Annotated in this window: 22 protein-coding genes and 1 pseudogene; 1 reads left to right on the top strand and 22 read right to left on the bottom strand. The window is 41.4% G+C overall.

Annotated features, from left to right (window positions below; genetic code table 11):
* Nucleotides 1-104 precede the first annotated feature (104 nt).
* Nucleotides 105-1040 (top strand): PadR family transcriptional regulator, encoded by a 936-nt coding sequence (locus AC1U9Z_RS11445; RefSeq protein WP_479957475.1) that lies wholly within the window; start codon nucleotides 105-107, stop codon nucleotides 1038-1040.
* Between the two features lie 526 nt (nucleotides 1041-1566).
* On the opposite strand, the gene AC1U9Z_RS11440 is transcribed toward AC1U9Z_RS11445, so the two are convergent.
* The 22 genes and pseudogenes from AC1U9Z_RS11440 to AC1U9Z_RS11335 form a co-directional block, all read right to left on the bottom strand.
* On the bottom strand, nucleotides 1567-2028 hold the full coding sequence (locus AC1U9Z_RS11440) for an alpha/beta fold hydrolase (RefSeq protein WP_479957474.1): 462 nt from the start codon (nucleotides 2026-2028) through the stop codon (nucleotides 1567-1569).
* 53 nt (nucleotides 2029-2081) lie between these two features.
* Nucleotides 2082-2567, bottom strand: coding sequence for a pyridoxamine 5'-phosphate oxidase family protein (locus AC1U9Z_RS11435; protein ID WP_479957473.1), 486 nt, complete (start codon nucleotides 2565-2567; stop codon nucleotides 2082-2084).
* Between the two features lie 211 nt (nucleotides 2568-2778).
* Nucleotides 2779-3234: a DUF4829 domain-containing protein gene (locus AC1U9Z_RS11430; RefSeq protein ID WP_479957472.1), complete on the bottom strand. Its 456-nt coding sequence runs from the start codon at nucleotides 3232-3234 to the stop codon at nucleotides 2779-2781.
* A gap of 113 nt (nucleotides 3235-3347) precedes the next feature.
* Nucleotides 3348-3833, bottom strand: a complete 486-nt coding sequence (locus AC1U9Z_RS11425) for a hypothetical protein (protein WP_479957471.1) — start codon at nucleotides 3831-3833, stop codon at nucleotides 3348-3350.
* 158 nt (nucleotides 3834-3991) lie between these two features.
* On the bottom strand, nucleotides 3992-4885 hold the full coding sequence (locus AC1U9Z_RS11420; RefSeq protein ID WP_479957470.1) for a M56 family metallopeptidase: 894 nt from the start codon (nucleotides 4883-4885) through the stop codon (nucleotides 3992-3994).
* A 5-nt stretch (nucleotides 4886-4890) separates the two neighbouring features.
* A complete protein-coding gene (locus AC1U9Z_RS11415; protein WP_479957469.1) occupies nucleotides 4891-5250 on the bottom strand; it encodes a BlaI/MecI/CopY family transcriptional regulator in 360 nt (119 codons plus the stop codon).
* Nucleotides 5251-5764: 514 nt separating this feature from the next.
* On the bottom strand, nucleotides 5765-6274 hold the full coding sequence (locus tag AC1U9Z_RS11410) for a hypothetical protein (RefSeq protein ID WP_479957468.1): 510 nt from the start codon (nucleotides 6272-6274) through the stop codon (nucleotides 5765-5767).
* Between the two features lie 319 nt (nucleotides 6275-6593).
* Nucleotides 6594-7466, bottom strand: coding sequence for a pentapeptide repeat-containing protein (locus AC1U9Z_RS11405; protein WP_479957467.1), 873 nt, complete (start codon nucleotides 7464-7466; stop codon nucleotides 6594-6596).
* A gap of 369 nt (nucleotides 7467-7835) precedes the next feature.
* Nucleotides 7836-8630: an arsenite methyltransferase gene (arsM, locus tag AC1U9Z_RS11400; RefSeq protein ID WP_479957466.1), complete on the bottom strand. Its 795-nt coding sequence runs from the start codon at nucleotides 8628-8630 to the stop codon at nucleotides 7836-7838.
* 182 nt (nucleotides 8631-8812) lie between these two features.
* Nucleotides 8813-9133, bottom strand: a complete 321-nt coding sequence (locus AC1U9Z_RS11395; protein WP_479957465.1) for an ArsR/SmtB family transcription factor — start codon at nucleotides 9131-9133, stop codon at nucleotides 8813-8815.
* A gap of 1458 nt (nucleotides 9134-10591) precedes the next feature.
* Nucleotides 10592-11248: pseudogene (locus AC1U9Z_RS11390) on the bottom strand (transposase); the annotation flags it as partial.
* 257 nt (nucleotides 11249-11505) lie between these two features.
* Entirely contained in the window at nucleotides 11506-11976 is a 471-nt protein-coding gene (locus AC1U9Z_RS11385) for a hypothetical protein (RefSeq protein WP_479957464.1), read from the bottom strand.
* A gap of 139 nt (nucleotides 11977-12115) precedes the next feature.
* Complete coding sequence (gene ppdK, locus AC1U9Z_RS11380) at nucleotides 12116-14773, bottom strand: pyruvate, phosphate dikinase (protein ID WP_479957463.1); 2658 nt, start codon at nucleotides 14771-14773, stop codon at nucleotides 12116-12118.
* A gap of 107 nt (nucleotides 14774-14880) precedes the next feature.
* The gene (locus tag AC1U9Z_RS11375) at nucleotides 14881-15687 is read right to left on the bottom strand and encodes a pyruvate, water dikinase regulatory protein (RefSeq protein ID WP_333529469.1); all 807 of its coding nucleotides are present in this window, start codon (nucleotides 15685-15687) and stop codon (nucleotides 14881-14883) included.
* A 40-nt stretch (nucleotides 15688-15727) separates the two neighbouring features.
* Nucleotides 15728-16363 (bottom strand): transcriptional regulator CcpN, encoded by a 636-nt coding sequence (ccpN, locus tag AC1U9Z_RS11370; protein ID WP_333529468.1) that lies wholly within the window; start codon nucleotides 16361-16363, stop codon nucleotides 15728-15730.
* Nucleotides 16364-16481: 118 nt separating this feature from the next.
* Nucleotides 16482-18569: a glycine--tRNA ligase subunit beta gene (gene glyS / locus AC1U9Z_RS11365; RefSeq protein ID WP_479957462.1), complete on the bottom strand. Its 2088-nt coding sequence runs from the start codon at nucleotides 18567-18569 to the stop codon at nucleotides 16482-16484.
* On the bottom strand, nucleotides 18562-19449 hold the full coding sequence (gene glyQ / locus AC1U9Z_RS11360) for a glycine--tRNA ligase subunit alpha (RefSeq protein WP_479957461.1): 888 nt from the start codon (nucleotides 19447-19449) through the stop codon (nucleotides 18562-18564). Before glyQ ends, glyS begins: the two co-directional genes overlap by 8 nt.
* Before the next feature lie 308 nt (nucleotides 19450-19757).
* A complete protein-coding gene (locus tag AC1U9Z_RS11355; RefSeq protein WP_333529465.1) occupies nucleotides 19758-20207 on the bottom strand; it encodes a DUF4342 domain-containing protein in 450 nt (149 codons plus the stop codon).
* Nucleotides 20208-20236: 29 nt separating this feature from the next.
* Nucleotides 20237-21010, bottom strand: a complete 774-nt coding sequence (gene recO / locus AC1U9Z_RS11350) for a DNA repair protein RecO (protein ID WP_479957460.1) — start codon at nucleotides 21008-21010, stop codon at nucleotides 20237-20239.
* Between the two features lie 118 nt (nucleotides 21011-21128).
* Nucleotides 21129-22037, bottom strand: a complete 909-nt coding sequence (gene era, locus AC1U9Z_RS11345) for a GTPase Era (RefSeq protein WP_479957459.1) — start codon at nucleotides 22035-22037, stop codon at nucleotides 21129-21131.
* A 13-nt stretch (nucleotides 22038-22050) separates the two neighbouring features.
* Nucleotides 22051-22452, bottom strand: a complete 402-nt coding sequence (locus AC1U9Z_RS11340; RefSeq protein ID WP_333529462.1) for a cytidine deaminase — start codon at nucleotides 22450-22452, stop codon at nucleotides 22051-22053.
* 73 nt (nucleotides 22453-22525) lie between these two features.
* On the bottom strand, nucleotides 22526-22879 hold the full coding sequence (locus AC1U9Z_RS11335; RefSeq protein WP_479957458.1) for a diacylglycerol kinase: 354 nt from the start codon (nucleotides 22877-22879) through the stop codon (nucleotides 22526-22528).
* Nucleotides 22880-22973 lie beyond the last annotated feature (94 nt).

Below are 22973 nucleotides of genomic sequence, written 5' to 3'. Positions count from 1 at the left end.
GGAACATGTTAATCAACAACATGTCAAATAAATTTTCTCAAATTGACATCCGCAATAACATATGTTACTGTTAATCTATGTTATTGTTAAAAGAGGTGCATTGAATGTCAATCAAATCAGCAATATTAGGTATACTTAGTTGGAAGCCTTCAACCGGATACGAACTAAAAAAGACTTTTGAGAATTCCTCCTTTATGTATTGGTCTGGTAATAATAATCAAATTTACAAAGCTCTTATTCGTATGGAAGAGGAAGAACTTGTTACAAGTAAAGTGATTCATCGGGATAACTCTCCTTCAAAAAAAATATATACCATAACAGAAGAAGGGCTTAAAGAACTAAAAGAGTGGGTTATATCATCACCGGAGGCTCCTGAAATAAAAAAATTATTTTTGGTACAACTTGCCTGGTCAGATATGTTAAGCAATCAAGAATTAAGTGAAATTCTCACAAAATATGAAAATGAAATCAAAGCACAATTGATTATGCAGCAGGAGAAGTGCAGACGTTCTATTCATTCTCCTAATTCTATTCATTCTCCTAATAGAAGCACTCGGGAAAGTTTAATATGGGAGGTGATTTCAGAAAACATTATTTCAACCTATCATAATGAACTGAATTGGGTCCGTGAAACCCGTCAGAAGTTGTTTGAAAATGAAGCTGTGGAGGAAATAGATAAAATGAACTATCAAATTAGAGAAACAGAGAATAAAAAATATATTGAACTGATTTCTACTACCCAACCATTAAGTACCGAGAATGATGCACTTGATCTGGTGGCTTTATGCTGGGAGCATGAGGCACATGCGCTTATGATACACGATGCAGCCTTATCAGAAGACTTCTTCAAACTTAAAACCAAAGTGGCTGGTAATATTATTCAAAAATTTATAAACTATGGTATAAAAGCTGCTGCTATTATCCCTCAGGAGACAATTCAAAAAGGCAGATTTAAAGAGATGGTCATTGAAATAAACAAGGGCAATCATTTTAGAATGTATGAAAGTAAAGAAGAAGCTGAAAGATGGCTTTTTAATTAGACAGGAAGGTGAGATTGAGTAATATACGGATAGAGCCACCGTTCCGATTTGCGAGATCCACTTCAAATAGTGGCTCAAACCTATCATAATATTCAGAGATACAGTGGAAAATATATACAAATGGGAATCGGCGGTAATGTTTCTTCATCCTATTCATCCAGATTGGAGGAAAAACTTTCATTCGCAACAGAGACGTTCAAATATTTCAAACCACTGACGGCAAAAATGTCGATTTTCAGCGGATCGGATACTTAACTTCCTGAAAAATAAAGAATAATTACACTCCCATTGATAACAAAAACAGGGTATTATTTTTTAAAAGCACTAATAAATAATACCCTTGCTTTATTTTATACGAAGTCCCCAAATCCTTAATATAAAAGTCTTTTTGAGCTTTAACCAACCGTTTTTGGCCTTACTTCGATTGGTCTTTGTTATTAACAGCGGCCTGGGCCACCCGCTATCTTCTTAAGCAATGTAATATGAATTTTGATATTTACAAATCGTAATTATGTAATCTCTATCATTATATAATAAAATCACCTATCTTTTGCATTAGCACATCCGGACAATCAACGAAAGGAGAGTGTCCACTATTTTTTAGAATAATCAACTCCGCTTTGTCTCCCAGGGCTTCAACGGTTCCTCTTGCTGTCGCTTCCGGTATTATTATGTCCTTATCACCCCAAAAGCTCAGTACCGGGGCCTCTATTTCATTTATCTGGTTATTACCCGCTGTATATCCATTATCTTCATTTGACATATTAAATAAGGCCAGTGCCCAATAAATATCTACTAAGCTTCTCTGTTTTAAGGTTGCATTGATATACAATTTATTGTCTTCTGGTAAGGGTTTATGGTTTGTATAAATCGCCTTATCCCATAAAATACTCATAGTGTGAAAATCCTTATTTTTAATTGCCAAAAGGCAAGGAGCGACTTCCGGATCCTTAGCCATTTCTGCCCTATCTTTATACGCTTGCCCCATCAGCATTTTTCCCTGATCATAGTGGTAAAAGGTATAAACAAAGGCTTTGGTAATTATCTTTTTACGTTGACGTATTCAATGGCTTCCTTGCCAGTTATATGTTCGACGTCAATTGCAATAATATAAGCTTGCGAACATCCGATTATTTCCTTACGTTTGGCTTCTTCCGGTTGATTTCCTGAGTACTTTTCAACTAAAGCCTTAAAAGCTTCCAGCCGCTCATCACCTTCTACAATCCTTGCTTTACCAAAAGCAATAATGCTACGGAAATAACTAGTATATTTTTCACTTACTATCGTATCTTCATCGATTACTGAAAAAGATACCTTTGGGTAGTTCGAAATAGCATCGATTTTATGTCCGGCTTTTGCTGAATGAAAATAGATTTTGTCATTGTAATAGACATAGCTGAGTGGAACGGCATAAGGAAAGCCTTCATCACCTAAGCATGCCAGAACACCATTTGTGCATCTGTCCATTACAGCTATGGTATCTTCCATTGATAATAATTGCTTACCTCTTCTCAATCCTCTAAACATTGGTTATCTCCTCACTTTCATCGCATAATCGTTCAGAATAAAAACCCGGAAGATATACATAATATCTCCAGGCTTTTATCCTTCCGTCTACACAGATAAACTGTGCGTTTTATCTCGGTCCAGATCAGGTCTTTTCAATTGTCTTATTATTGTAGTTGCTGCTGGTAATCATTAGAAGCGGTATAAAATATGAATTATTTATACTCCAAAATCATCTATGCGCCAATGGTGAACTTTCATCTTTTCTTATAACAAAATACCACCACTCATATGTCCCGCTTTCCTGGGGTCCCACGCTATCATTTTTGTTCTTTACTACATATTTAACTTTATAAACCTTGAGGTTATTTTCTTTTGTTCCATTTATACTACCTCTTCCGTTACTCAAATAAAGTTTCTTTACTTTTTCGTTTTTCTCTTCTTCAATATTTATAATTCGGATACTATCCAAATTTTCAAATCCCCAAACCACATTTGGGGCGTTCCAATGCTCTGTTAAAGTAGTTAATAGTTTATCTTTATTTTTCTCATTTCTATATTGAAAATATTTCTCTACTACACTTTGTGCTGAATAACTTTGAGAATCAACTTTACTATGACTGTCCTTCGAGCAACCCACAAAAATAATCATAACAATTATGAGCAAAATACTAAACTTCCACTTCATTACAGCCCTCCTATCTTTTCTATAATACTTCGCAATATTCTACTAGAAAGCTGGAAGATAACTACTATCCAACAGCATCATCCGCATTGTAGAAGCTTGCTTGCTCCGGGTTTTTATTTGGTTATTTGTGGATTTACAATCTGAAATTTGCCATTTTTAAATACAATGTCTCCATTAAAAAAGACAGCATCTTCAAAAAACTGTGGGCTTGCCATCTCGTCAAAGTACACACCAAGTGGCATCTTTATTTTTAAACCATTTGAAATATCAAAGAAAACAATATCTCCATAAGCTATACTTTTATAAGTTAAGTTTTGATATTCTGCAGGAATACGATAGGTATAACTATCCTTATTGGTTTTTAATAGCAGGCTATTTTCTTTTTGATAATAAGTGGCGGAGAGCATCCTTGTCACCTGTTCTAAATAATCACTAAACATGTAGTCAACATAACCAGATGCCCCGGAAGGCTTTAGAACATGCAGTTCATAAAGGGATAATCCTGTGCCCGAACCTGCATCTAGGACACAAATAATTTCATCCTCGCCATCATGATCTAGATCGTATTTATGTAAAACAGGCAAAATAAATCTGGGCATCAGATATTCCCAATTAAAAAGTTGAAGCTTATCCCCATATCGAAGCACTACGCCGCCAGGCTTCAATCCATATAAATAAATATCTTCTTTGGGAAGTGCAGCTAGCAGGGGATATTCTGTCTTTTGGTAGCGGTCACTGGTGATAATTGACTTTTCTGTTAAATCCTTAATACTGATTGCTTTTTCTTGTTTATTTTTATCCGCCCTTTTACACCCGTTTCTCCGAAGGAAAGAGGGCTTCCACTGATCATTTTTCCATTCATTGCCAAGGATAATAAGGAGGCACTATATTCCTTTTTGATTTCTGGACCAAGCTCGTTGATGACCTGTTCATCACAGGACATTTCCATATCACGACTCATCAGCACAAAGCTGATCCATGCTAAAGGATTAAACCAATGGATGCAAAGTACTAAAAAAGCCACAGGCTTAATGATATAGTCAAATCGTCTGATGTGGGTTTGTTCATGCTTTACGATGAATCTTTTCTCTGTTTCCGAGAGCCCTATTGGCAAATAAATTTTAGGGTTTATGATGCCAAGCACAAAAGGTGTGGCAATGTTTTCACACGCAAAAACATTATCCTGCAAAAGCATCGCTGTGCTGACTTTTCTTTTTAACAGGAAGTAGGAGGCAACACTATAAATTATTAGAACCAGAACACCAAGTGCCCATATGCCAGCCATAACAAACGTGATAAATTCCATCGAATGTGCACTGGCATAGGGCATTGCTGCCGCTAAAGAGCCACTGCTAATTGAATTTACTGTACCTGTCCCGGTTTCTAGCTGGGGTTGTACCCTCATCCCAATATCAGAAGGGATATAATCCATTTTACCTGAGCTTGGGGTGATGGCTTTTAAAAAACTAAAAGCGGAGGAAAAGGAAAATGGACATAAAAACCGAAATAATACAACTGCCCATAAAGCGTAGGAAAAAATTTTAGGCATTTTTTTAAGAAACAATCGCGTAAGCATAACAAATAAAATGACATAACTTGTGGTAATACTCATGTTAAGTACGCTAGAAAATAAAGCCGGCAAGAAATCCATGCCTATCACCCCTTATAGCTGTCAATCAGTTTTTTAAGTTCATCTGCCTCAGCCTTTGACAGCTTTTTATCGCTCATAAAACTTGTAATAAACTGGGGCAATGAGCCGTTAAAGGTTTTGTCCATAAACTGTTCGCTTTCAAATTTTTGCACCTGCTCCCGTTTTACAATGGCACTAACGATTGCATTTTCATTTTGCAATATTTCCCTTTCACACAACTTTTTCAAAACGGTATAGGTTGTAGATTTTTTCCACCCAAGCTTTTCATTGCAAAGCTTTACCAGTTCTCCAGAACCAAGGGGTTCGTTCTCCCAAACAATACAGGCAAAACGATATTCACTTTCGCAAAGATTTAATTTGTCCATGCCATATCTCCTTGGGTCTATTCATATAGACTACTATGTTTTTAGTCTACATGAATAGACCGATGTTGTCAATTTGCAAATAAACCAGTACATCCTAAAGTTTGCTCTAAATCACCAAGTGACAACCTATCTCTGAAATGGATACAGATGGTATTTTGATGATTCCTGGAACTTCGGAAGTACAGCTATACATTGAAAACCAGAGTTTTCGTGAACGTTTAAATCACCTAATTAAAATTTTGATTTCGTCCATTCTATAAAAAAAGAAACTAGGAATGATACAATATAACCTATAATAAAATACAAAGCTGCATGTACCAATATCGGTGGATATGTTTCATTATAAAAATTAGGAGACATAATTCTCGGAATAATTATGCCTCCTAAAGTTATCCCAATACTTGGTCCAATAGCAAATCTTAATGCCCGTTTTAACATTTTGCCTCCTTGTAATCCCGCACACGATATAAAAATTCTTGATGGCCTCAACCCAGTATGATACGCATAACCTCTGTTAATCTTTATTCTCAAATCTAATCCATTTTTCATTCATATAAATATCAATACTGTTATCATTTACAAACTGATATTCATACCCACTACCAAAATTAGATTGATTATCCTGGGTAGGTTTTTCAAAAGGTTCTACCGTTGAAGTTATTTTTCCATCCATGACCCCACATCTTGCTTCAATATCACTTTCTTTTCCAGTGTCTAAATATAACCTTCCTGCAATTCTTACCATTGGTATTCTATCCGTTAGTTCAGGAAATGAAAATCTCATAAGCCAAGTACCAAAATCAGTTTTTACCACCTCTGTCCCTTTTTCAACCGTTAGATTAACATATTTTATAACCTTATATCCTAACCCATAGTATTCTGTTGAACCACCATCTTTGTGCATTACTACAGGCACTGCAAAGATAGGGGATTTATTTGCCTTTGCGAAAGAAAAATCTGTAATAAAAAATGCAAACCAAACCATTAATATTACGCCAATGATATATTTTCTCTTTTTTGTCACATGCATCCCTCCAAAAAACACTATCTGTTGCATCATTCTCTACCAATTCAGTATAACATTTTTACCACAATCTCACATATTGAATAACCAAAACAGGGTACTGCCTCCTAAGTTTAAGTGGCGATACCCTGCTTTGAATATTTGTTTTAATTGCTTCGCTTGGTCTTTTTTGTTAACCGCGGCCTGGACGGCTGCTATCATAATAGACCAAGTGCCGTTTTTTCACATTGTGGAACACTTGATGTAATTCATAAATTGCACGGCCGTTGTGACTAAATGCACAAAATAAGAAAAATGCACATAAACCAGTCTTTACCATTTAAGGGGCAACACTCCAGTGCTTGGGGTGAATAAGTAATGGAGGTAATCTTGTACTACCATCCCCCTTCGCTACATTAAGCTGAGCTTGTGTAAGAAAGATGCTCTTGCTAAGGTCTGCCCCTCTAAGGTCTGTATCTCGGAAATCAGCTCCAATGAAATCAGTACCCTTTAGGTCTGCTCCTCTGAGATCTGCTGCAATAAGATATGCTCCTCTCAAGTTAGCTCCTCTCAGGTCGATTTTTCTAAGGTCAGTCGCAATAAGGTCTGTTCCCCTGCCGAAGGTTTTCTTGCGTCCGCGATGAGTCTTCAGCCCGTGTAAAACTTCACTCCTTACAAGTTCACTCGTCCTCAGAAGCAGAGTATTAACTTTTGCTCGGTGTGCTACCAAGTCTAGTTGCATGAGTAAATCGGGTCTAAGGCAAGTGACTTGTTCCGTCTCATAAAGCATGGCGCTAAGCGCACCATGGATCGTGCTGGCTGGTTGTAGCGTCAACGCTTCTGTCAGATACCAGAGGAGCTCATGAAGTTGTCTCATGAATAAAAATACCTTAAACATTTGCTCAGAAGATTCTGGGGCCTTCCGCCAGTCGCGTCCATCAAAACTAACTTTAGAAACCTTCTGACCCGCGCCAAAACACTCAAATGCAATGCAACCTTTAAGTCCATGTTCCAATAGGTTATTGTGAATACAACAGCGAAAGTCTTGTTCCAGATTGGGGCAAGGCTCACCTGCGTTTTTGTTGATCGGGAAACCTTCTGAAGCTGAAAAGTAGAGTGCAACACAGCATAAACCAAAACAGTTTTCACAGTCAGGGTGCAGATCACTGCGTTTTTTGCCGGAGAAAGATAAATCTATTTCGTTTTCGGACAATATTTGTTCCCCCTTATCGGCTTCAACCAATCTTTGCTGCACAACATCCGACTAAGCTTCATTATAGCACCTTTTTCCAAGGGATCACCAGATGAATAACTAGCACAGGGTATCCCTTAATTTAAGTGAACGATACCCTGTGCTAGTTATTTATTTTAATTTTACTTCGATTGGTCTTTGTTGTTAACCGCAGCCTAGGCTGCTGCTAACAACAAAGACCAATCAAAGTTTTTTCACATTTTGGAACACTTTATGCAAATCATAAATTTTTATTGTTACTCTATCCAGCTTTACAAATGCAGGTATTTTTAATAAATAGAACTAAACATCTCATCTGAAATTTAGTTCTATGTTCGTTTTTATAGTAAATTACAACAATTTAGTTGCCTTTATTGAAGCAGACATAATATATTCACCAACGCTTAAATTATGTGCCCATTTTTTAGCATATTCCTTCGGTACTTCTTTCGTTTCAATATTGATATTACTAAATCCAGCTCTTTCTAAATATATTTTTAGCTCTTCAACTGAAGAGGCACCAGCAACTCAACCACAATAAAGTTTTTCGTCTTGCTTCATTTCTTCTGTCAGGTCTTTAATTAGGACTACATCGGAAATAGCAACTCTACCACCTTTTAGCAATACCCTGTATGCCTCATTATATACCCTTTGTTTTTTGGGGGACAAGTTTATTACACAATTTGAGATAATTACATCGGCTGTGTTATCCGCTACTGGAAGATTTTCAATTTCACCTAATCTGAAATCTACATTCGTATATTTATGTTTCTTTGATAAAAGCCTTGATTTACTCACCATTTCAGGAGTCATATCTACTCCAATTACATATCCCTCGGGACCTACCTTTTTTGATGCTAAGAAACAATCAAATCCGCCTCCGCTCCCAAGGTCAATTACTGTTTCACCTTCTTTTATCTCTGCAATCAGTTGAGGATTTCCACAACCTAACCCCATGTTAGCGCCTTCTGGTACATTTAACATTTCTTCATCAGAGTACCCAATTTCTTTTGATACTTTTTGGGTAGAATCTTTTATTTTAATACTACCGCTACAGCATCCTCCACCGTTTACCTTGTCGTCAGCTATTTTACCATAACTTTTACGAACAATATTTCTAATATCAGTTTTATTTATATCACCCATAGATACCACTCCTTAAATTATTTAACAAAGGACTGAGTCGAGTTCCGCTTTCTAAGCTCCTTAATCTTCTTTTCAATTTCTGTGGTAATAACTTCAAATTCATTATCACTCTTACCAGTTGGGCCCTCGAGCCCCCAATCCCATTAGTATCTGGAATTATTAAGTAATTAAAAGATCATCTTCTAACATTTTTCAGGGCATTCAAAGCATTTATTTGGGTTTTCTAGGTTTATAGCAATATCATTTAAAAATTTATTTAGTATTTCAAGACTATCCTTATTAATCGTATATTTCATCCAAATTCCATCACGCCTACTATTCACAAGGCCACTTTCACTTAAAATTTTCATGTGGTATGAAAGAGTCGGCTGTGTAATGTTAAATTCATCTAAAATATTACAAGCACAAAGCTCACCCTGAGAAAGCATATGAAATATCTTAACCCTTGTTTCATCTGAGAGAGCTTTCATAAACAAAGCATAATCCCTGTATTTATTTTCCACCTTAGCACCTTCTTTCGTAAAACAATAATATAGATGGTTATCTATATTATATTCCTACATATAGATAGATGTCAATGTGCAACTTGGCAATTACAACTATATATTTTTAAGAAAAGCACCTCTCATTACATCTATTTTTTTAATAATATTGCTTTATGCCAAAACAAAGACCCTACCCGTTTCTAGGATAGGGAGTATTTTAACAAATAAAAAAATAGGGTATTGTCCTTTAGCATCACTAAAAGACAATACCCTTTGGGGCTACACGCTACTATTCTAACCTTTATTTCGATTGGTCTTTGTTGTTAACCGCGGCCTGCGCTGCCGCTAACAAAATAGACCTATCACATTATGGAACACTGCTTCTCCTTGTAAATTTAATTGCAGTAAATATCCTTAGGCAACATCAAAACAACTAAAACTATCATCTTCCCTAAAATTCTATTCTGTTAAAAAATATCTCGTCATTATTATTCCAAGGACGATAACAATTGCGATATAGACATAGAGCAAGAATAGTTCGGCTTTTTCAGTAGTACCTGAGTGAACCCGGGCCCCCGGATTTTCTTTTCTAAAATTTTCGGTAATTCTGTTGCCGTTGGCATCATAGAGGGATGCCTTTGTTAGATGATAGCTGTATAGGGTCTCGCTAGATTCGTTTACAGCCCGTTCATCCTGTTCATCTACTGGATAAATCTCCAAGAATTGTGGGTTCTTTACCTCGAATTGAATTGATTGCGTTACACGGTCATTAAAATGGTAGCCGGGATTAATATATGCATCATAGTCTAGCCCATAGAAGTGGATATCGCTAGAAAGATTATAGCCGCTCACGGCATAATAATGTTCGTTTTTTATTTCAAGTGGGAAAATCTCCACAACTGAAGAATAATCGGAAGCCTTGGTTTGAGTGCGAACTATTTTATATCTTTGGTTGAATCCTTTTACCAGTACAGCAACTCCGTAATTATCAGGGTGGGCCTGATCTTTGAAGGAAGCAATCAGCGTGTTACCTACCGCCTGGGTCTCCAGCACATAAGCTTCAAAGTCAGGCTCAAAAGGAGTGATGAACTCAGTGATGGCTGCAGATAAATCACCCTTATCAATTGTGTAATGATATTCTGAATCATAGAGTAAATAGGATAAAACCAGTGTTAGGACAATACATAGTGCGGCAGCCAGTATTCTTGTCCTTTTGACTTTCTTCAGAAACTTCAGCTCAATCTTTGGTGCACTCACAGGGGTGATACTATCAATAACCATTTGGTCATACAAACTTTTACAGTCTGTACAAGTATTTAAATGCTCTTGTATAACCTGATTTGTATTATAACTGGTCAATTTTTCAATATAGTTAGGAAGCAAATCCTGAACGATACTGCATTTCAATTCTTTTTTCATTACTGTCCCTCCTTCATAAGTTTTTGTTTGCCTCGATAGAAAGTAACCCGTGCATTCCTCTTCACCCTTTAGGGCATACAGCTTTTTCCGCAGTTTCTTCAGGTCTTTGGCCCGGATTTTTTCTCCTACATAGAGTCGTATACCAATTTGGCTCGCCAGTTTTGGCAGTTCTGTTTTCATTTTATCTTGCATTTTGGTTTCGTTTTTTTGAGTGGATTTTTTCCACACGAAGCTATATCGGTTTGCGTTGGCTTCCAGCTTTGTTCCATCAATAAAAACACTGCATAATGACAGTTCCCCTGCTTGGGCCAAAAGTTCTATCAGTTGGGAGAACATATCCTCCACTATTCCCGTCAGCCGTTCGCTCCGAAAGCGGGCGATGGTTGCATGATCGGGCGCCGGAGACCCGCCTAGCAGGTACATGAAGTTGATATCTCGCTGACAGGCCTGTTCCAGTTTTCGGCTGGAATAGATGCCGTTCATGTATCCGTAAACGATGATTTTAAAGAGACTTTCCGGTGACCTCTCGATTCTCCCCAGCCGGGAGTATGCCGCATGCAATTTTCGATAATCAATCCTTTCCAACACGGCATTGAGTAGTCTCACTGAATCGTCCACCGGGATCATTTCCCCTATATCCATCGGAATTAGCAGTTGATATACATTCCCGGTTAATGTATAATCTGGCTGCAAAGTGTTGTTCACTACTATCATTTTACAACAAAAGACGGCGACTGGCATTTGCCAGAAGCCGTCTTTTGTTGTTTTCCAGGCTGGCGCCCCTTGAAGCTTCACCGATAGTATTTATCTTACTTTGATTGGTCTTTTTCGATAACGGCGGCCTGGGCTGCTGCTATCATAATAGACCAATCAACCTTTTTTCGCATTATGGAACACTTTTGGTAACCTTTAATTTTATAACTGTTCTTACTAACTGCACAAAATATAAATAATGTGTCATTTTGCTGGATTTAATCTTTCATACAATTTTTTATATAGTTTTCAAACATTTCACCTGAGGTAGATATAACTGTGCTATCCTTAAAACCGATAGCAAATTCATCCATCTCATTGTTGATAAGGAGCTCATGACGTATTTCTAATGAAGGGAATGAAGCATTTTGAAAATATAGGATGCGTTGTACATCTGAGTCTTCATAGTCCTTATACCATTCTATATTTGCCTTCATGCCTTCACGACCAGTTCTTTCGTAACTTTCAATAATAAACTGTCCTTCATAATACTGTTTGTCACTAAACAGATAATTGCTTCTTGCACCATTGATAAATACTGAGGTTTCTTCAACTGCCACTCCGTTCACATATTTTTCTGCAGTTATTGTCTGATTTATATTAGTCGCAAACGGTATTTTTGATACAATCCACACACCGACAATAATAATGGCCAAAATTACTATGGTAGTCTTAATACCTTTTTTCATCTATTCTACTCCCATTAAAAATCTTCGCTGCATATTTTTCTACTAATGTTCATCATAACATACTTCCCATACACTTAAAGAATAAAAACAGGGTATTGCCAATTAAGTGACAATACCCTGTTTTTATATTTATTTAACCTTATTTCGATTGGTCTTTGTTGTTAACTGCGGCCTGGGCGGCTGCTAAACGTGCGATAGGTACACGGTAGGGGGAGCAGCTAACGTAGTTGAGGCCAATCAGGTGGCAGAATTCTACGGAGCTGGGTTCGCCGCCGTGCTCGCCGCAGATGCCGATGAGGAGGTCAGGTTTTACCCGGCGGGCATTGTCTACGGTCCACTGCATGAGTTTGCCAACACCCTTACGGTCTAGGACAATGAAGGGGTTTTCGGCAAGGATTTTCTTCTCAATGTAGGGCTGCATGAATTTGCCTTCGGCATCATCCCGGGAGAAGCCCAGGGTGGTTTGGGTCAGGTCATTGGTACCAAAGGAGAAGAATTCTGCCTCGGTAGCAATCTCATCGGCCAGTAAACACGCCCGGGGAATTTCAATCATGGTGCCTACGGTATAATGGAAATCCACACCCGTTTCTTGCTTAACTTGATCCGCAATATCAATTACTAATTGACGTAGATAAGCCAATTCCTTAACTTCGATAACTAAAGGAATTTCCACTTCCGTCTCAATCTTGTAGCCTTCCTGCACCAGGCGGGCAGTGGCTTGGAAGATGGCTCTGGCTTGCATAGCATATACTTCCGGCCAGGTAACGCCAAGGCGGCAGCCCCGGTGACCTAGCATGGGGTTGAATTCGGATAAGGAGCGTACCTTGCGCATTAACTCTTCGTTATAGCTTAACTTAGCTGGGTCCCCATTGGTTAACTTCAAGGTGTTAATTTCCACAGCCAGTTCTTCGGCATTGGGCAGGAACTCGTGTAAGGGGGGATCCAATAGGCGGATACATACAGGCAGTCCGTCCATGGCCTTGAGAATGCCGTAGAAATCTTCTTCTTGCATGGGCAGTAATTTAGCCAGTGCCTCTGCCCTTTCCTCAATATCATTGGCCAAAATCATTTCTTGTACGATGGGTAAACGATCCAAAGCCATAAACATATGCTCGGTACGGGTCAAGCCAATACCCTCGGCACCAAATTCCCGGGCCTTGGCAGCATCCTCTGGCGTATCCGCATTGGCCCTTACTCCCATGGTGCGAAGTTCATCGGCCCACTGTAATAATAGTTGGAATTCGTTGGAAAGTTCCGGCTCGATCATGGGTACTTCACCCAGAATCACTTCACCGGTGGAGCCATCAATGGATACGATGTCGCCATCTTTAACTTTAATTTTACCTACCATAAATTGTTTATTTTCATGGTCAATACGAATGGCCTCACAACCACAGACGCAGGGTTTACCCATACCACGGGCCACCACGGCAGCGTGACTGGTCATACCACCCCGAGAGGTTAAAATACCCTGGGCTGCTACCATGCCATGGATATCGTCTGGTGTGGTTTCGGTACCAACTAAGATCACCTTATGCCCCTGTTCATGTAATTTTTCCGCTAGGTCAGCATCAAAGCACACTTCTCCAGATGCAGAACCAGGGGAAGCAGGTAAACCTTTGGCCACTACTTCCAGTTTGGCAGTAGGATCAATACGGCGGTGCAGCAATTGATTGAGTTGATTGGGATCAACCCGATTGATGGCCGTTTCCTTCGTAATGACGCCTTCACTAACCATTTCCACCGCAATACGAATGGCAGCCTGGGCGGTACGCTTACCGTTACGGGTCTGCAGCATCCATAATTTATTGCGTTCAATGGTAAACTCGATGTCTTGCATGTCTTTGTAATGGTTTTCCAAAAGGATGCAGGTTTGGGCAAACTGCTGGTAAACATCGGGCATTTCCTCAGCCAGTTTGGCAATAGGCTGGGGAGTACGAATACCAGCCACCACATCTTCACCCTGGGCATTGGTCAGATACTCACCATAAAGCAGTTTCTCGCCGGTGGAGGGGTTACGGGTAAAGGCTACACCCGTACCGCAATCATCCCCCATGTTACCAAAGACCATTGCCTGCACGTTAACAGCGGTGCCCAGATCATCGGAAATCCTATGCACCTTACGATAGACGATGGCACGGTCATTCTCCCAGGAATCAAAAACTGCATAAATAGCCTTATAAAGCTGCTCCTTGGGATCCTGCGGGAAGTCACTGCCTGTTTCTTTGCGAACGATGTATTTATATTTTTCAATAACTTCTTGCCAATCCTCAGAAGTTAACTGATTGTCAAATTCAACATTTCTCTTGTGTTTCTGATCTTCCAAAACGGCTTCGAATTTATGATGTTCAAGGTCCAGAACAACATTACCAAACATTTGAATAAAGCGACGATAGCAATCGTACGCCCAACGTGCATTGCCGCTGCTGTCAGCCAAGGCAGTGACGGTTTGATCATTAAGACCTAGATTTAATACCGTGTCCATCATACCAGGCATGGAAACAACTGCGCCAGAACGCACAGATACTAAAAGGGGACCGCTCAGGTCGTTGAATTTTTTATTAAGTGTTTGCTCTAACCAGGCTACTTTTGCTTCTATTTCCTGCTCAAGTCCTTCGGGGAATTTACGTCCGGCATTGTAAAATTCTTTACAAGCCTCCGTACTGATGGTAAATCCAGGGGGTACCGGAAGGCCGATATTGGTCATTTCCGCTAGGTTGGCGCCTTTACCGCCTAAAAGGCCTTTCATTTCTGCTTTTCCTTCCGAAAAAGCATAGACATATTTTTTGGTTGCCAATTTAAATTCCCTCCTGTTTTTTGAGGCAGGAGGTGAGCATTACTCACCTCCGAAATAGAATTCGCCTCTTTACTTATCTTTATTCCACCTTGTCATATTTTAGAAAACTACCGACCGTACCTTTCACCCCTATAATAGATTTCCAGCACTTTACTGGCAGTTTCCTCAATAGCTTTATTGGTAACATCAATCACCGGGCAGCCAACTCGCTTCATAATTTCCTCGGCATACTCCAGCTCTTTTAAGATACGTGCATGACTGGCATAATCTGCATTTGAGGTAAGCCCCAGGGTTTTTAACCTTTCTGTGCGAATCACATTCAATTGTTGGGGTTTGATGGTTAAGCCAATGACTTTTTTGTTCGCGAGATTAAAAATTTCCTTAGGCGGTGCCACTTCTGGCACCAATGGAACATTGGCCGCCTTAATTCGCTTATTTGCCAAATACATGCTTAAAGGTGTTTTAGATGTCCGGGAAACTCCGAGAATTACCAAATCGGCTTTTTGAATTCCTCTGGGATCCTTTCCGTCATCATACTTTACTGCAAATTCGATGGCTTCAACCCGACGGAAATACTCTTCATCCAGCTTGCGCACCAAGCCAGGTTCAAGTTTTGGGGGACCCGACGTAATGATGCTTAAAGCATCTAAAATGGGGCCCATAATATCTACTGTGGGGATGTTATGCTTATCTGATTCTATAATCAAAACTTCCCGCAACTCAGGCAAAACCAGAGTAAAGGCAATGATACAGTTTTGACCCTGCGCTTCATTAACAATATCTACAATATCCTGGGGATCATTGGCGTAGGGAACACGGCGTATTTCTATGTCTACACCATTAAATTGGCTAACTGCCGCTTTGGCCACTAATTCTGCCGTTTCACCAATGGAGTCAGATACAATATAGACCACCGGATGATCGTCTTTTGGTGCTATAATGGTAAACCCCTCCTCAAGACCCTTCGCCTAATTCAACAAAGAGCCGGGTAACATTTGTCTTGGAAAATCTGCCAACGACTTCGTAATCTTTGCCGTTGACCACCTGAACAGTCCGTACCACTGGTAACGAATCGATTTCATGGGTTAGCAGCTTATGGGCCGCTAACCAGACCGAGTCATTCTCCTGAACCATGTGGATATTCGGCATTCTTGTCATGATCACGCCAACAGGCAATTTGTGAATGTCGTGACCACCAAGGGTGGTCTTTAGCAAGTCTTTGCGTGAGACAACACCGTCTAACATACCGCCTTCACGAACAATATAGAGGGTCCCCACATCTTCAATAAACATTGTGACCACTGCATCATATACAGAACAGCTTTCAGAAACCACCGTGGGCACTGATTTAACTTCACCCACCTTGATCCGGGTGATTTTATCTGCTAGGATCTTGTCAGCGGATTTTCCACTATAGTAATATCCTACCCTCGGCCGAGCCTCAAGGATCCCCGCCATCGTCAAAATCGATAGGTCTGGCCTTAAGGTTGCCCTAGTCAGGTTGAGGCGTTCTGCAATCTGCTCGCCGGTAATAGGACCATCGTTTTTGACAATTTCTATAATGGTTTCCTGCCGTTTGGAAAGATCCATCCCCTCACCCCTAACCTTAAATGTGACATACTAATTAAGGAGTAATCTCTGACTATAATATACTATATTTCCCCCATTAAATCCTACTTTTCCAAAAAAATTTTTTATATTTTTTATATCACTTTGATTCAACCACAATTTTGCTGAAATCAGCCACACTCATGCTAAGCTGCACAAGCTTTTTCAGAAGGGCTAGTCTATTGGTTTTTACTGCTTCGTTTTCTGCCATCACCATCACACTTTCAAAGAATGTATCCAGGGGCCTTTGGATTGTGGCAATTTTTTGTAAAGCTCCGGCATAATCCCTTTGGGCTAACAGTGGCTTCACTTCATTTTCTAAGTTTATTAGGAGTTTAGAAAGTTCCTGTTCTGCCGGATGCTCCAGGTGAACCGCTTCAATTTGTGTAGTGGTTGCGTGTTTGGCCAGGTTATTGGCACGGTTGAAGGCTGTCATAAGGGCACCAAAAGCAGGCAATTCGCGGAAGGAAGCAACTGCCACTCCTCTGTCCACCACATCTGCAAGGTCATCAAAACCAACGGTCAGTACGGCATCGATGGTATCGTAAGACAATCCCCTGTCACTGAGAATACCCTTGAGTCTTTGTTTAAAGAATTCTTCAATTTCTGGAGTTACCTGGGCTAAGTCTGATTTAAGTTCAACTGCTTCTTGATATCCCTGATATGCCCATTGAATCAGTTCCTTCAAGGATAAGTGAATTTTTCCTTCAATTAAGATGTGGCATATGCCCAGTGCCTGACGACGCAAGGCATAGGGATCTTGGGAGCCAGTGGGTTGGATGCCCATGGCAAAACAGCCAACAATCGTATCCATTTTATCGGCTAAACTCAGCACATTACCAGAAAGGGATTCCGGTAGGATATCTCCGGCAAAACGGGGCAGGTAATGTTCAAAAATTGCTTCGGCAACCTCTGGTGCCTCTCCGTTGCGTAGGGCATATTCGCGTCCCATTTCGCCCTGTAGTTCTGGAAATTCGTAGACCATGTTGGTGACTAAGTCCGCTTTAGCCAATAACGCACCCCGTTGGATACCTTCCCTTTGGGCCTCATCCGTACCCAGTGCCTCTGCCAGGTGGTCTGCTAAGGCACCAATGCGATCCACTTTATCAGCGATGGAGCCTAGCCCCTCCATGAAGACGACTTTTTTCAAACCATTTACTTTGTCAGCCAGGGGTTGCTTTAGATCTTCTGCAAAGAAGAAGGCAGCATCAGCCAGACGAGCACGCAATACCTTTTCGTTACCAGCTGTAACAATTTCTATATATGCTGTGGTGCCGTTTCTTACTGCAATAAATTTATTTAAAAGTTTTCCTTCTATGCTAATTACAGGAAAATAACGTTGATGCTCCCGCATGGGGGTAACTAGAACTGCCCCGGGCAATTTTAAAAAGTCTGGATCAAAGGCACCACAAAGGGCTGTGGGCCACTCAATAATGTTGGTAATTTCGTCCAGCAAATCTTCGTCCTTTTCCACTACACCGCCTTCTTGGGCGGCCAATTCCTGCACCTGCTGCCAGATGATTTCTTTACGTTCGACGGGATCGATGAGAACATAAGCAGCCCGGAGTTTGCTAAAGTAATCCTCGGGATTGGTGATGGACAGTTCCCCTGTGGCCAAAAAGCGATGACCATAGGTAACTCGGTCAGATTTTAGATTGGCCAAGCCAAAGGGCACCACGTCAGCACCATAGAGGGCCAGCAGCCAACGGATGGGACGGGCAAAACGAAGTTCCAATTGCCCCCAGCGCATGGGTTTAGGGAAATGTAGTCCGGTTATCAGATTCGGGCAGATTTCCGACAGCACCTGAGCGGTGGGACGACCCTCTTCCCGCTTCATGGCATAAAGATATTCAACTTGTCCGATGTTGCGGATCACTAGATCTTCCAGGGTCACCCCCTGGGATTTGGTAAAGCCTAAGATGGCCTTGGTAGGGTTACCCTCAACATCATAAGCGGCCTTTTTGGCAGGACCTTTCACTTCTTTCTCTAAGGCCGCCTGGCCTTCGGCCAAATCTTTTACGAAAAGAACCAAACGCCTTGGGGTACCATAGGTTTGGATATCTGTATAGGTTATTCTTTGTTCTTGCAAGGTCTTGACCGTAATTTCTTTGAGTTGCGTTAACGCCGGACCCAAAAAGCGGGCTGGCATTTCTTCAATCCCAACTTCCAATAAGAAGTCCTTAGCCATTAATATTGCCCCCTTTCTTTAACAGAGGATATCCTAGTTTTTCACGCTGCTCCACATAGGCATGGGCACAGGCCCTGGCCATCTGGCGTACCCTGGCAATAAAGCCCTGTCGTTCAGAAACACTGATGGCACCCCTGGCATCTAATAAGTTAAAGGTATGAGAACATTTTAAAACGTAGTCATAGGCAGGGAGCACCAGGTTCTTTTCCAGAATGCGGTTGGCCTCTGCTTCATACATATCAAACAGGTCAAAAAGCATTTCGGTGTTGGCCACTTCAAAGTTATAACCCGATTGTTCCACTTCGTTCTGGTGGTAAACGTCTCCGTAGGTGATATCACCCACCCAAAGGATATCGTAAACACTGTCCTTTTTCTGAATAAACATGGCCAGTCTTTCCAAACCATAGGTGATTTCAGCACAAACCGGGTGGCAATCAATGCCGCCACACTGTTGGAAGTAGGTAAATTGGGTTACTTCCATGCCATCCAGCCACACTTCCCAACCCAAACCCCAGGCACCCAAGGTGGGGGATTCCCAGTTGTCCTCCACAAAGCGAATATCATGCTGGTCCGGATCAATGCCAATGGCCCGCAATGAATCCAAATAAACAGGAATCACATCATCCGGGGAAGGTTTTAGGATAACCTGGTATTGGAAGTAATGCTGCAAGCGATTGGGGTTTTCCCCATAACGGCCATCGGTGGGACGGCGTGAAGGCTCCACATAGGCCACCCGCCAGGGTTCTGGGCCTAAAGCCCTGAGAAAGGTAGCCGGGTTCATGGTACCAGCACCCTTTTCAATGTCATAGGGTTGTTGAATAATACAGTTTTGTTCTGACCAGAATTTATTTAGGGTCAGTATGAGTTCCTGGAAATTCACTGTTTTTTGCCTCCTTTTTTAGAAAAAAATAAAAACTCCCGTCCCTGACATAATGTCAGGGACGGGAGCATTTCCCGCGGTTCCACCCTGTTTGGCTGATAAACAGCCCACCTTAATTGTTTGCAGGATTTACTCACCCTTGTAGTGGCTTTCCCCCTGCTGCTCAGAAACCCCCATATACGACCTTTGTTACCGGCTTTCACCACTCCGGCTCGCTGCAAACAAGCATTCGCATACTTTTTTCCTCATCGCATAATTTTCAATTGTAACCAAAAATCTATCAAAATGCTAAGTTTTTGTCAATAGTTTTAGTGTCTTGGGCTATTTTCCTTGTAGTTGTCTTCAGGAACTTCTACGTCTGGTTCCCACTTATCTTTTTCATCCTGAAACTCCAAGCGATAGTTATTGGCTAGGCCCGCGATGGTTCCCAAGGCACCCACAATTAATATGGGAGTACTGGCCATGGCCCCAAGCACACCTAAAGCACCAATGGTAGCTGGGAATTCTACCACTGTATTATCATCCTTCTTAACCTTAACCTTGGTCTTTTGTCCCTTCTCAATAAGGGTTTTAAATTGGCCCATAAATTCGTTGCCTTTACCGTGCAGTTTTTCATTCCATTGCCTATTTTTTTCTTCCAGTTTGATTAAGGCCTCAACAACATCGCCGCCAGCCATGTCCAGGGCATCCTTTGCTTCCTTGTAGCTAACACCCAGCCGGGCTCGAAGAAGGTCAATCTTTTCCAGTTCACTGGTCACTGCATGATACCTCCCCATAATCCTTTGTATTATATATTTGTACCCCCGTACAGGTTGGTTTTATGCAGCCGATCCATAAATTCTGTTGTTTTTAATCTTTTTTCCAGGTGATATTCAATATAGGTCCGCATAAGGGTGTTGAGTTCCTGTTGTAAAGCTGTGGGTACTTTTAACTGATGTAATTTGGTTAACTCCCAACGGTAGAGGGTTTTTAATATTTCGATGGTTCCTCTGCTGAATTTTAAGGCTTTTTTTTCTAACCCAGCGCATTCCTGGCACAGTAGTCCCCCCTGCTGGGGACCAAAAAAAACCTTGGTATCCCGAATCTCAGTATCACAAGCACCGCAGCGGTTTAACTCCGGCTGCAATCCGGAATAACCCAGCAGCTTTGCCTCAAAGGCCCGAAGAATCATGACTGACTGATAACCAACTGCAATTAGGTGCAGCGTGCTGTAAAAAAGGCTAAAGATACTTGGGTTCGGTTCCCCTTCAGCAGTAAATCCATCCATTAATTCTGCTGCATAGGCTGCGGCGGTTATGCGATCTAGGTCCAGCCTAAGCTCCGTAAACCCTTCCCGGAGTTCTGCCTGGCTGATGGAATCCAATTCCCTACCCCGATGCAGCATAAACTCAGAAAAACAAAAGGGCTGCACAGCCCCCCTCTTACGACTATTTGGTTTAGCCGCACCATGGGCAACAATTCTTTGCTTACCCCTTTGTATGGAGTAAACCGTTAAAATTTTATCCGCTTCCCGCATGTCTCGGGACTTTAGTACAATGGCATCGATTTTATACGTTTTCATGGATCTACCTTTCCAGGGCAACAAATTGGCCTTGGGTCATGGGCTTTAAGCCATCCGTTATGCCATTCTTTGATGGTGCCGTTCACAATCGCCAATGCCGGCTCATGGCCCAGAGCACCTAGTCTTCTTGGGTAAAGCCAAAATTCCTTATATCGGTCATTTTATTACGCCAATCCTTTTTTACCTTAACCCATAATTCCAGAAACACCTTGGAACCCAAGAGGTTTTCAATCTCTACTCTGGCACGGCGACCTACTTCTTTGAGCATGTTGCCGCCCTTACCGATTAAAATAGCCTTTTGGGAGTCTCGCTCGGTGTAGATGATAGCATTCACCGCGACGACGCCATTATTGCGCTCCTGGATTTGTTCCACCACCACTGCAACGGAATGGGGAATTTCTTCGCTGGTCAGGTGCAGTACCTTTTCCCGAATAATTTCTGCCATAATAAACCGTTCAGGACGATCGGTAATCATGTCCGCCGGGTAATACTGGGGACCTTCGGGCAGATACTTAATGATGGTTTCGATTAAGCGGTTTACATTGTCTCCCGCCATGGCTGATACAGGGATAACCTCGGCAAAGGGCAATAGGTCTTTATATTGTATGATTCTTTCCAGCACCTGTTCCTTTTGCATCAGGTCTATTTTATTAAGCATTAGAAATACCGGGGTTTTTACCCCCTTTAGTTGCTCAGCAATATATTGATCTCCTGGTCCCGGTGCTTCATTCGCCTCCACTAGAAAAAGCACCGCATCTACTTCCTTTAATGCCCCCAAGGCTACATCCACCATGTACTCACCAAGTTTGTGCCTGGGTTTGTGGATACCAGGGGTGTCTAAAAATACAATCTGGGCCTCATTTCTACTCAGTACGGAGTGAATTTTATGTCGGGTGGTCTGGGGTTTGTCGGACATGATGGCTACCTTTTGACCAACCAGTTTATTTAATAACGTAGATTTTCCCACATTAGGCCGGCCCACCAGGGCCACAAAACCCGAGCGATATCCTTCGGGTGTATTGAGCATTGTTTTTCCTCCCTTAAGCTTCCATATCCTCTGCACTAAAATATCCAGGTAACAATTCACTGACTGTTACCGTCTTATACTGCCCTTGCAGGTTCGCCAGATGCACTTTCATCTCCCCATTAAACTCCGCCATAACCTGTCGGCAGGCTCCGCAGGGGCTGCAGACGGTGGGGACATCGGCAATGACTGCTAGGGTGATAAATTCTTTGTGGCCCTCTGATACGGCTTTAAAGATGGCTGTGCGTTCGGCACAGCAGGTAAGTCCGTAGGATGCATTTTCAATGTTGCAGCCGGTAAAAATCTTTCCCTCTTTTGTAAGCAGGGCCGCCCCGACTTTGAATTTGGAATAGGGCACATAGGCCTTTTCTCTGGCTTCTTTGGCTATATCTATCAGTTTCTCCGCTGTAAAGGTCATTTAAACAATCCTCCTTGCTTATACTGCACTACGTTCAGGTCTAGCCATCGCCTAAAAACGGCTGGCTGATGGCTTAAAGCAGCAAGACAACCTTCGGCCACAGAATCAAGTATGCTACAACCACCGAATTCAGGGCCAGCAGCAGCACTGCTCCGGCGGCGCAGTCTTTGGCTATTTTGGCTAGGGGGTGCTTTTGGGGGGAGGTTAGGTTTACGACCGCTTCGATGGCTGTGTTGATACATTCAGCTGCCAATACTAAAAAAATGGCAAAGCAAATATCTACCCATTCCTGTTTGGATATACGCAAAAAAAGGCCCACTGTTACCACCAAGATGGTGGCAACCAGGTGAACCTTCATATTTCTTTGGGTCTTTATGGCATGTCCGATACCAGCCAGGGCATAACCAAAATTTTTCAGGAAACGCATAGTTTACCTTTCATAATCAACACATTATATAAACCCAATAATCCAGTCACAAACCATTGATGAAAATTCCGACCTCCGGCCTAGCTAAAAAAAA

The organism is Desulfotomaculum sp. (assembly GCF_982386235.1).
Note: the sequence above shows the minus strand (reverse complement) of the source record. Positions and strands in the feature narration are given on the sequence as shown.

What these genes read in the sequence shown, in the direction of transcription:
- AC1U9Z_RS11445 (WP_479957475.1), top strand. Translation starts at nt 105, where the DNA reads ATGTCAATCAAATCAGCAATATTAGGTATACTTAGTTGGAAGCCTTCA.
- AC1U9Z_RS11440 (WP_479957474.1), bottom strand. Translation starts at nt 2,028, where the DNA reads ATGGGGCAAGCGTATAAAGATAGGGCAGAAATGGCTAAGGATCCGGAA.
- AC1U9Z_RS11435 (WP_479957473.1), bottom strand. Translation starts at nt 2,567, where the DNA reads ATGTTTAGAGGATTGAGAAGAGGTAAGCAATTATTATCAATGGAAGAT.
- AC1U9Z_RS11430 (WP_479957472.1), bottom strand. Translation starts at nt 3,234, where the DNA reads ATGAAGTGGAAGTTTAGTATTTTGCTCATAATTGTTATGATTATTTTT.
- AC1U9Z_RS11425 (WP_479957471.1), bottom strand. Translation starts at nt 3,833, where the DNA reads ATGCCCAGATTTATTTTGCCTGTTTTACATAAATACGATCTAGATCAT.
- AC1U9Z_RS11420 (WP_479957470.1), bottom strand. Translation starts at nt 4,885, where the DNA reads ATGGATTTCTTGCCGGCTTTATTTTCTAGCGTACTTAACATGAGTATT.
- AC1U9Z_RS11415 (WP_479957469.1), bottom strand. Translation starts at nt 5,250, where the DNA reads ATGGACAAATTAAATCTTTGCGAAAGTGAATATCGTTTTGCCTGTATT.
- AC1U9Z_RS11385 (WP_479957464.1), bottom strand. Translation starts at nt 11,976, where the DNA reads ATGAAAAAAGGTATTAAGACTACCATAGTAATTTTGGCCATTATTATT.
- ccpN (WP_333529468.1), bottom strand. Translation starts at nt 16,363, where the DNA reads ATGGATCTTTCCAAACGGCAGGAAACCATTATAGAAATTGTCAAAAAC.
- glyS (WP_479957462.1), bottom strand. Translation starts at nt 18,569, where the DNA reads ATGGCTAAGGACTTCTTATTGGAAGTTGGGATTGAAGAAATGCCAGCC.
- recO (WP_479957460.1), bottom strand. Translation starts at nt 21,010, where the DNA reads ATGAAAACGTATAAAATCGATGCCATTGTACTAAAGTCCCGAGACATG.
- era (WP_479957459.1), bottom strand. Translation starts at nt 22,037, where the DNA reads ATGCTCAATACACCCGAAGGATATCGCTCGGGTTTTGTGGCCCTGGTG.
- AC1U9Z_RS11340 (WP_333529462.1), bottom strand. Translation starts at nt 22,452, where the DNA reads ATGACCTTTACAGCGGAGAAACTGATAGATATAGCCAAAGAAGCCAGA.
- AC1U9Z_RS11335 (WP_479957458.1), bottom strand. Translation starts at nt 22,879, where the DNA reads ATGCGTTTCCTGAAAAATTTTGGTTATGCCCTGGCTGGTATCGGACAT.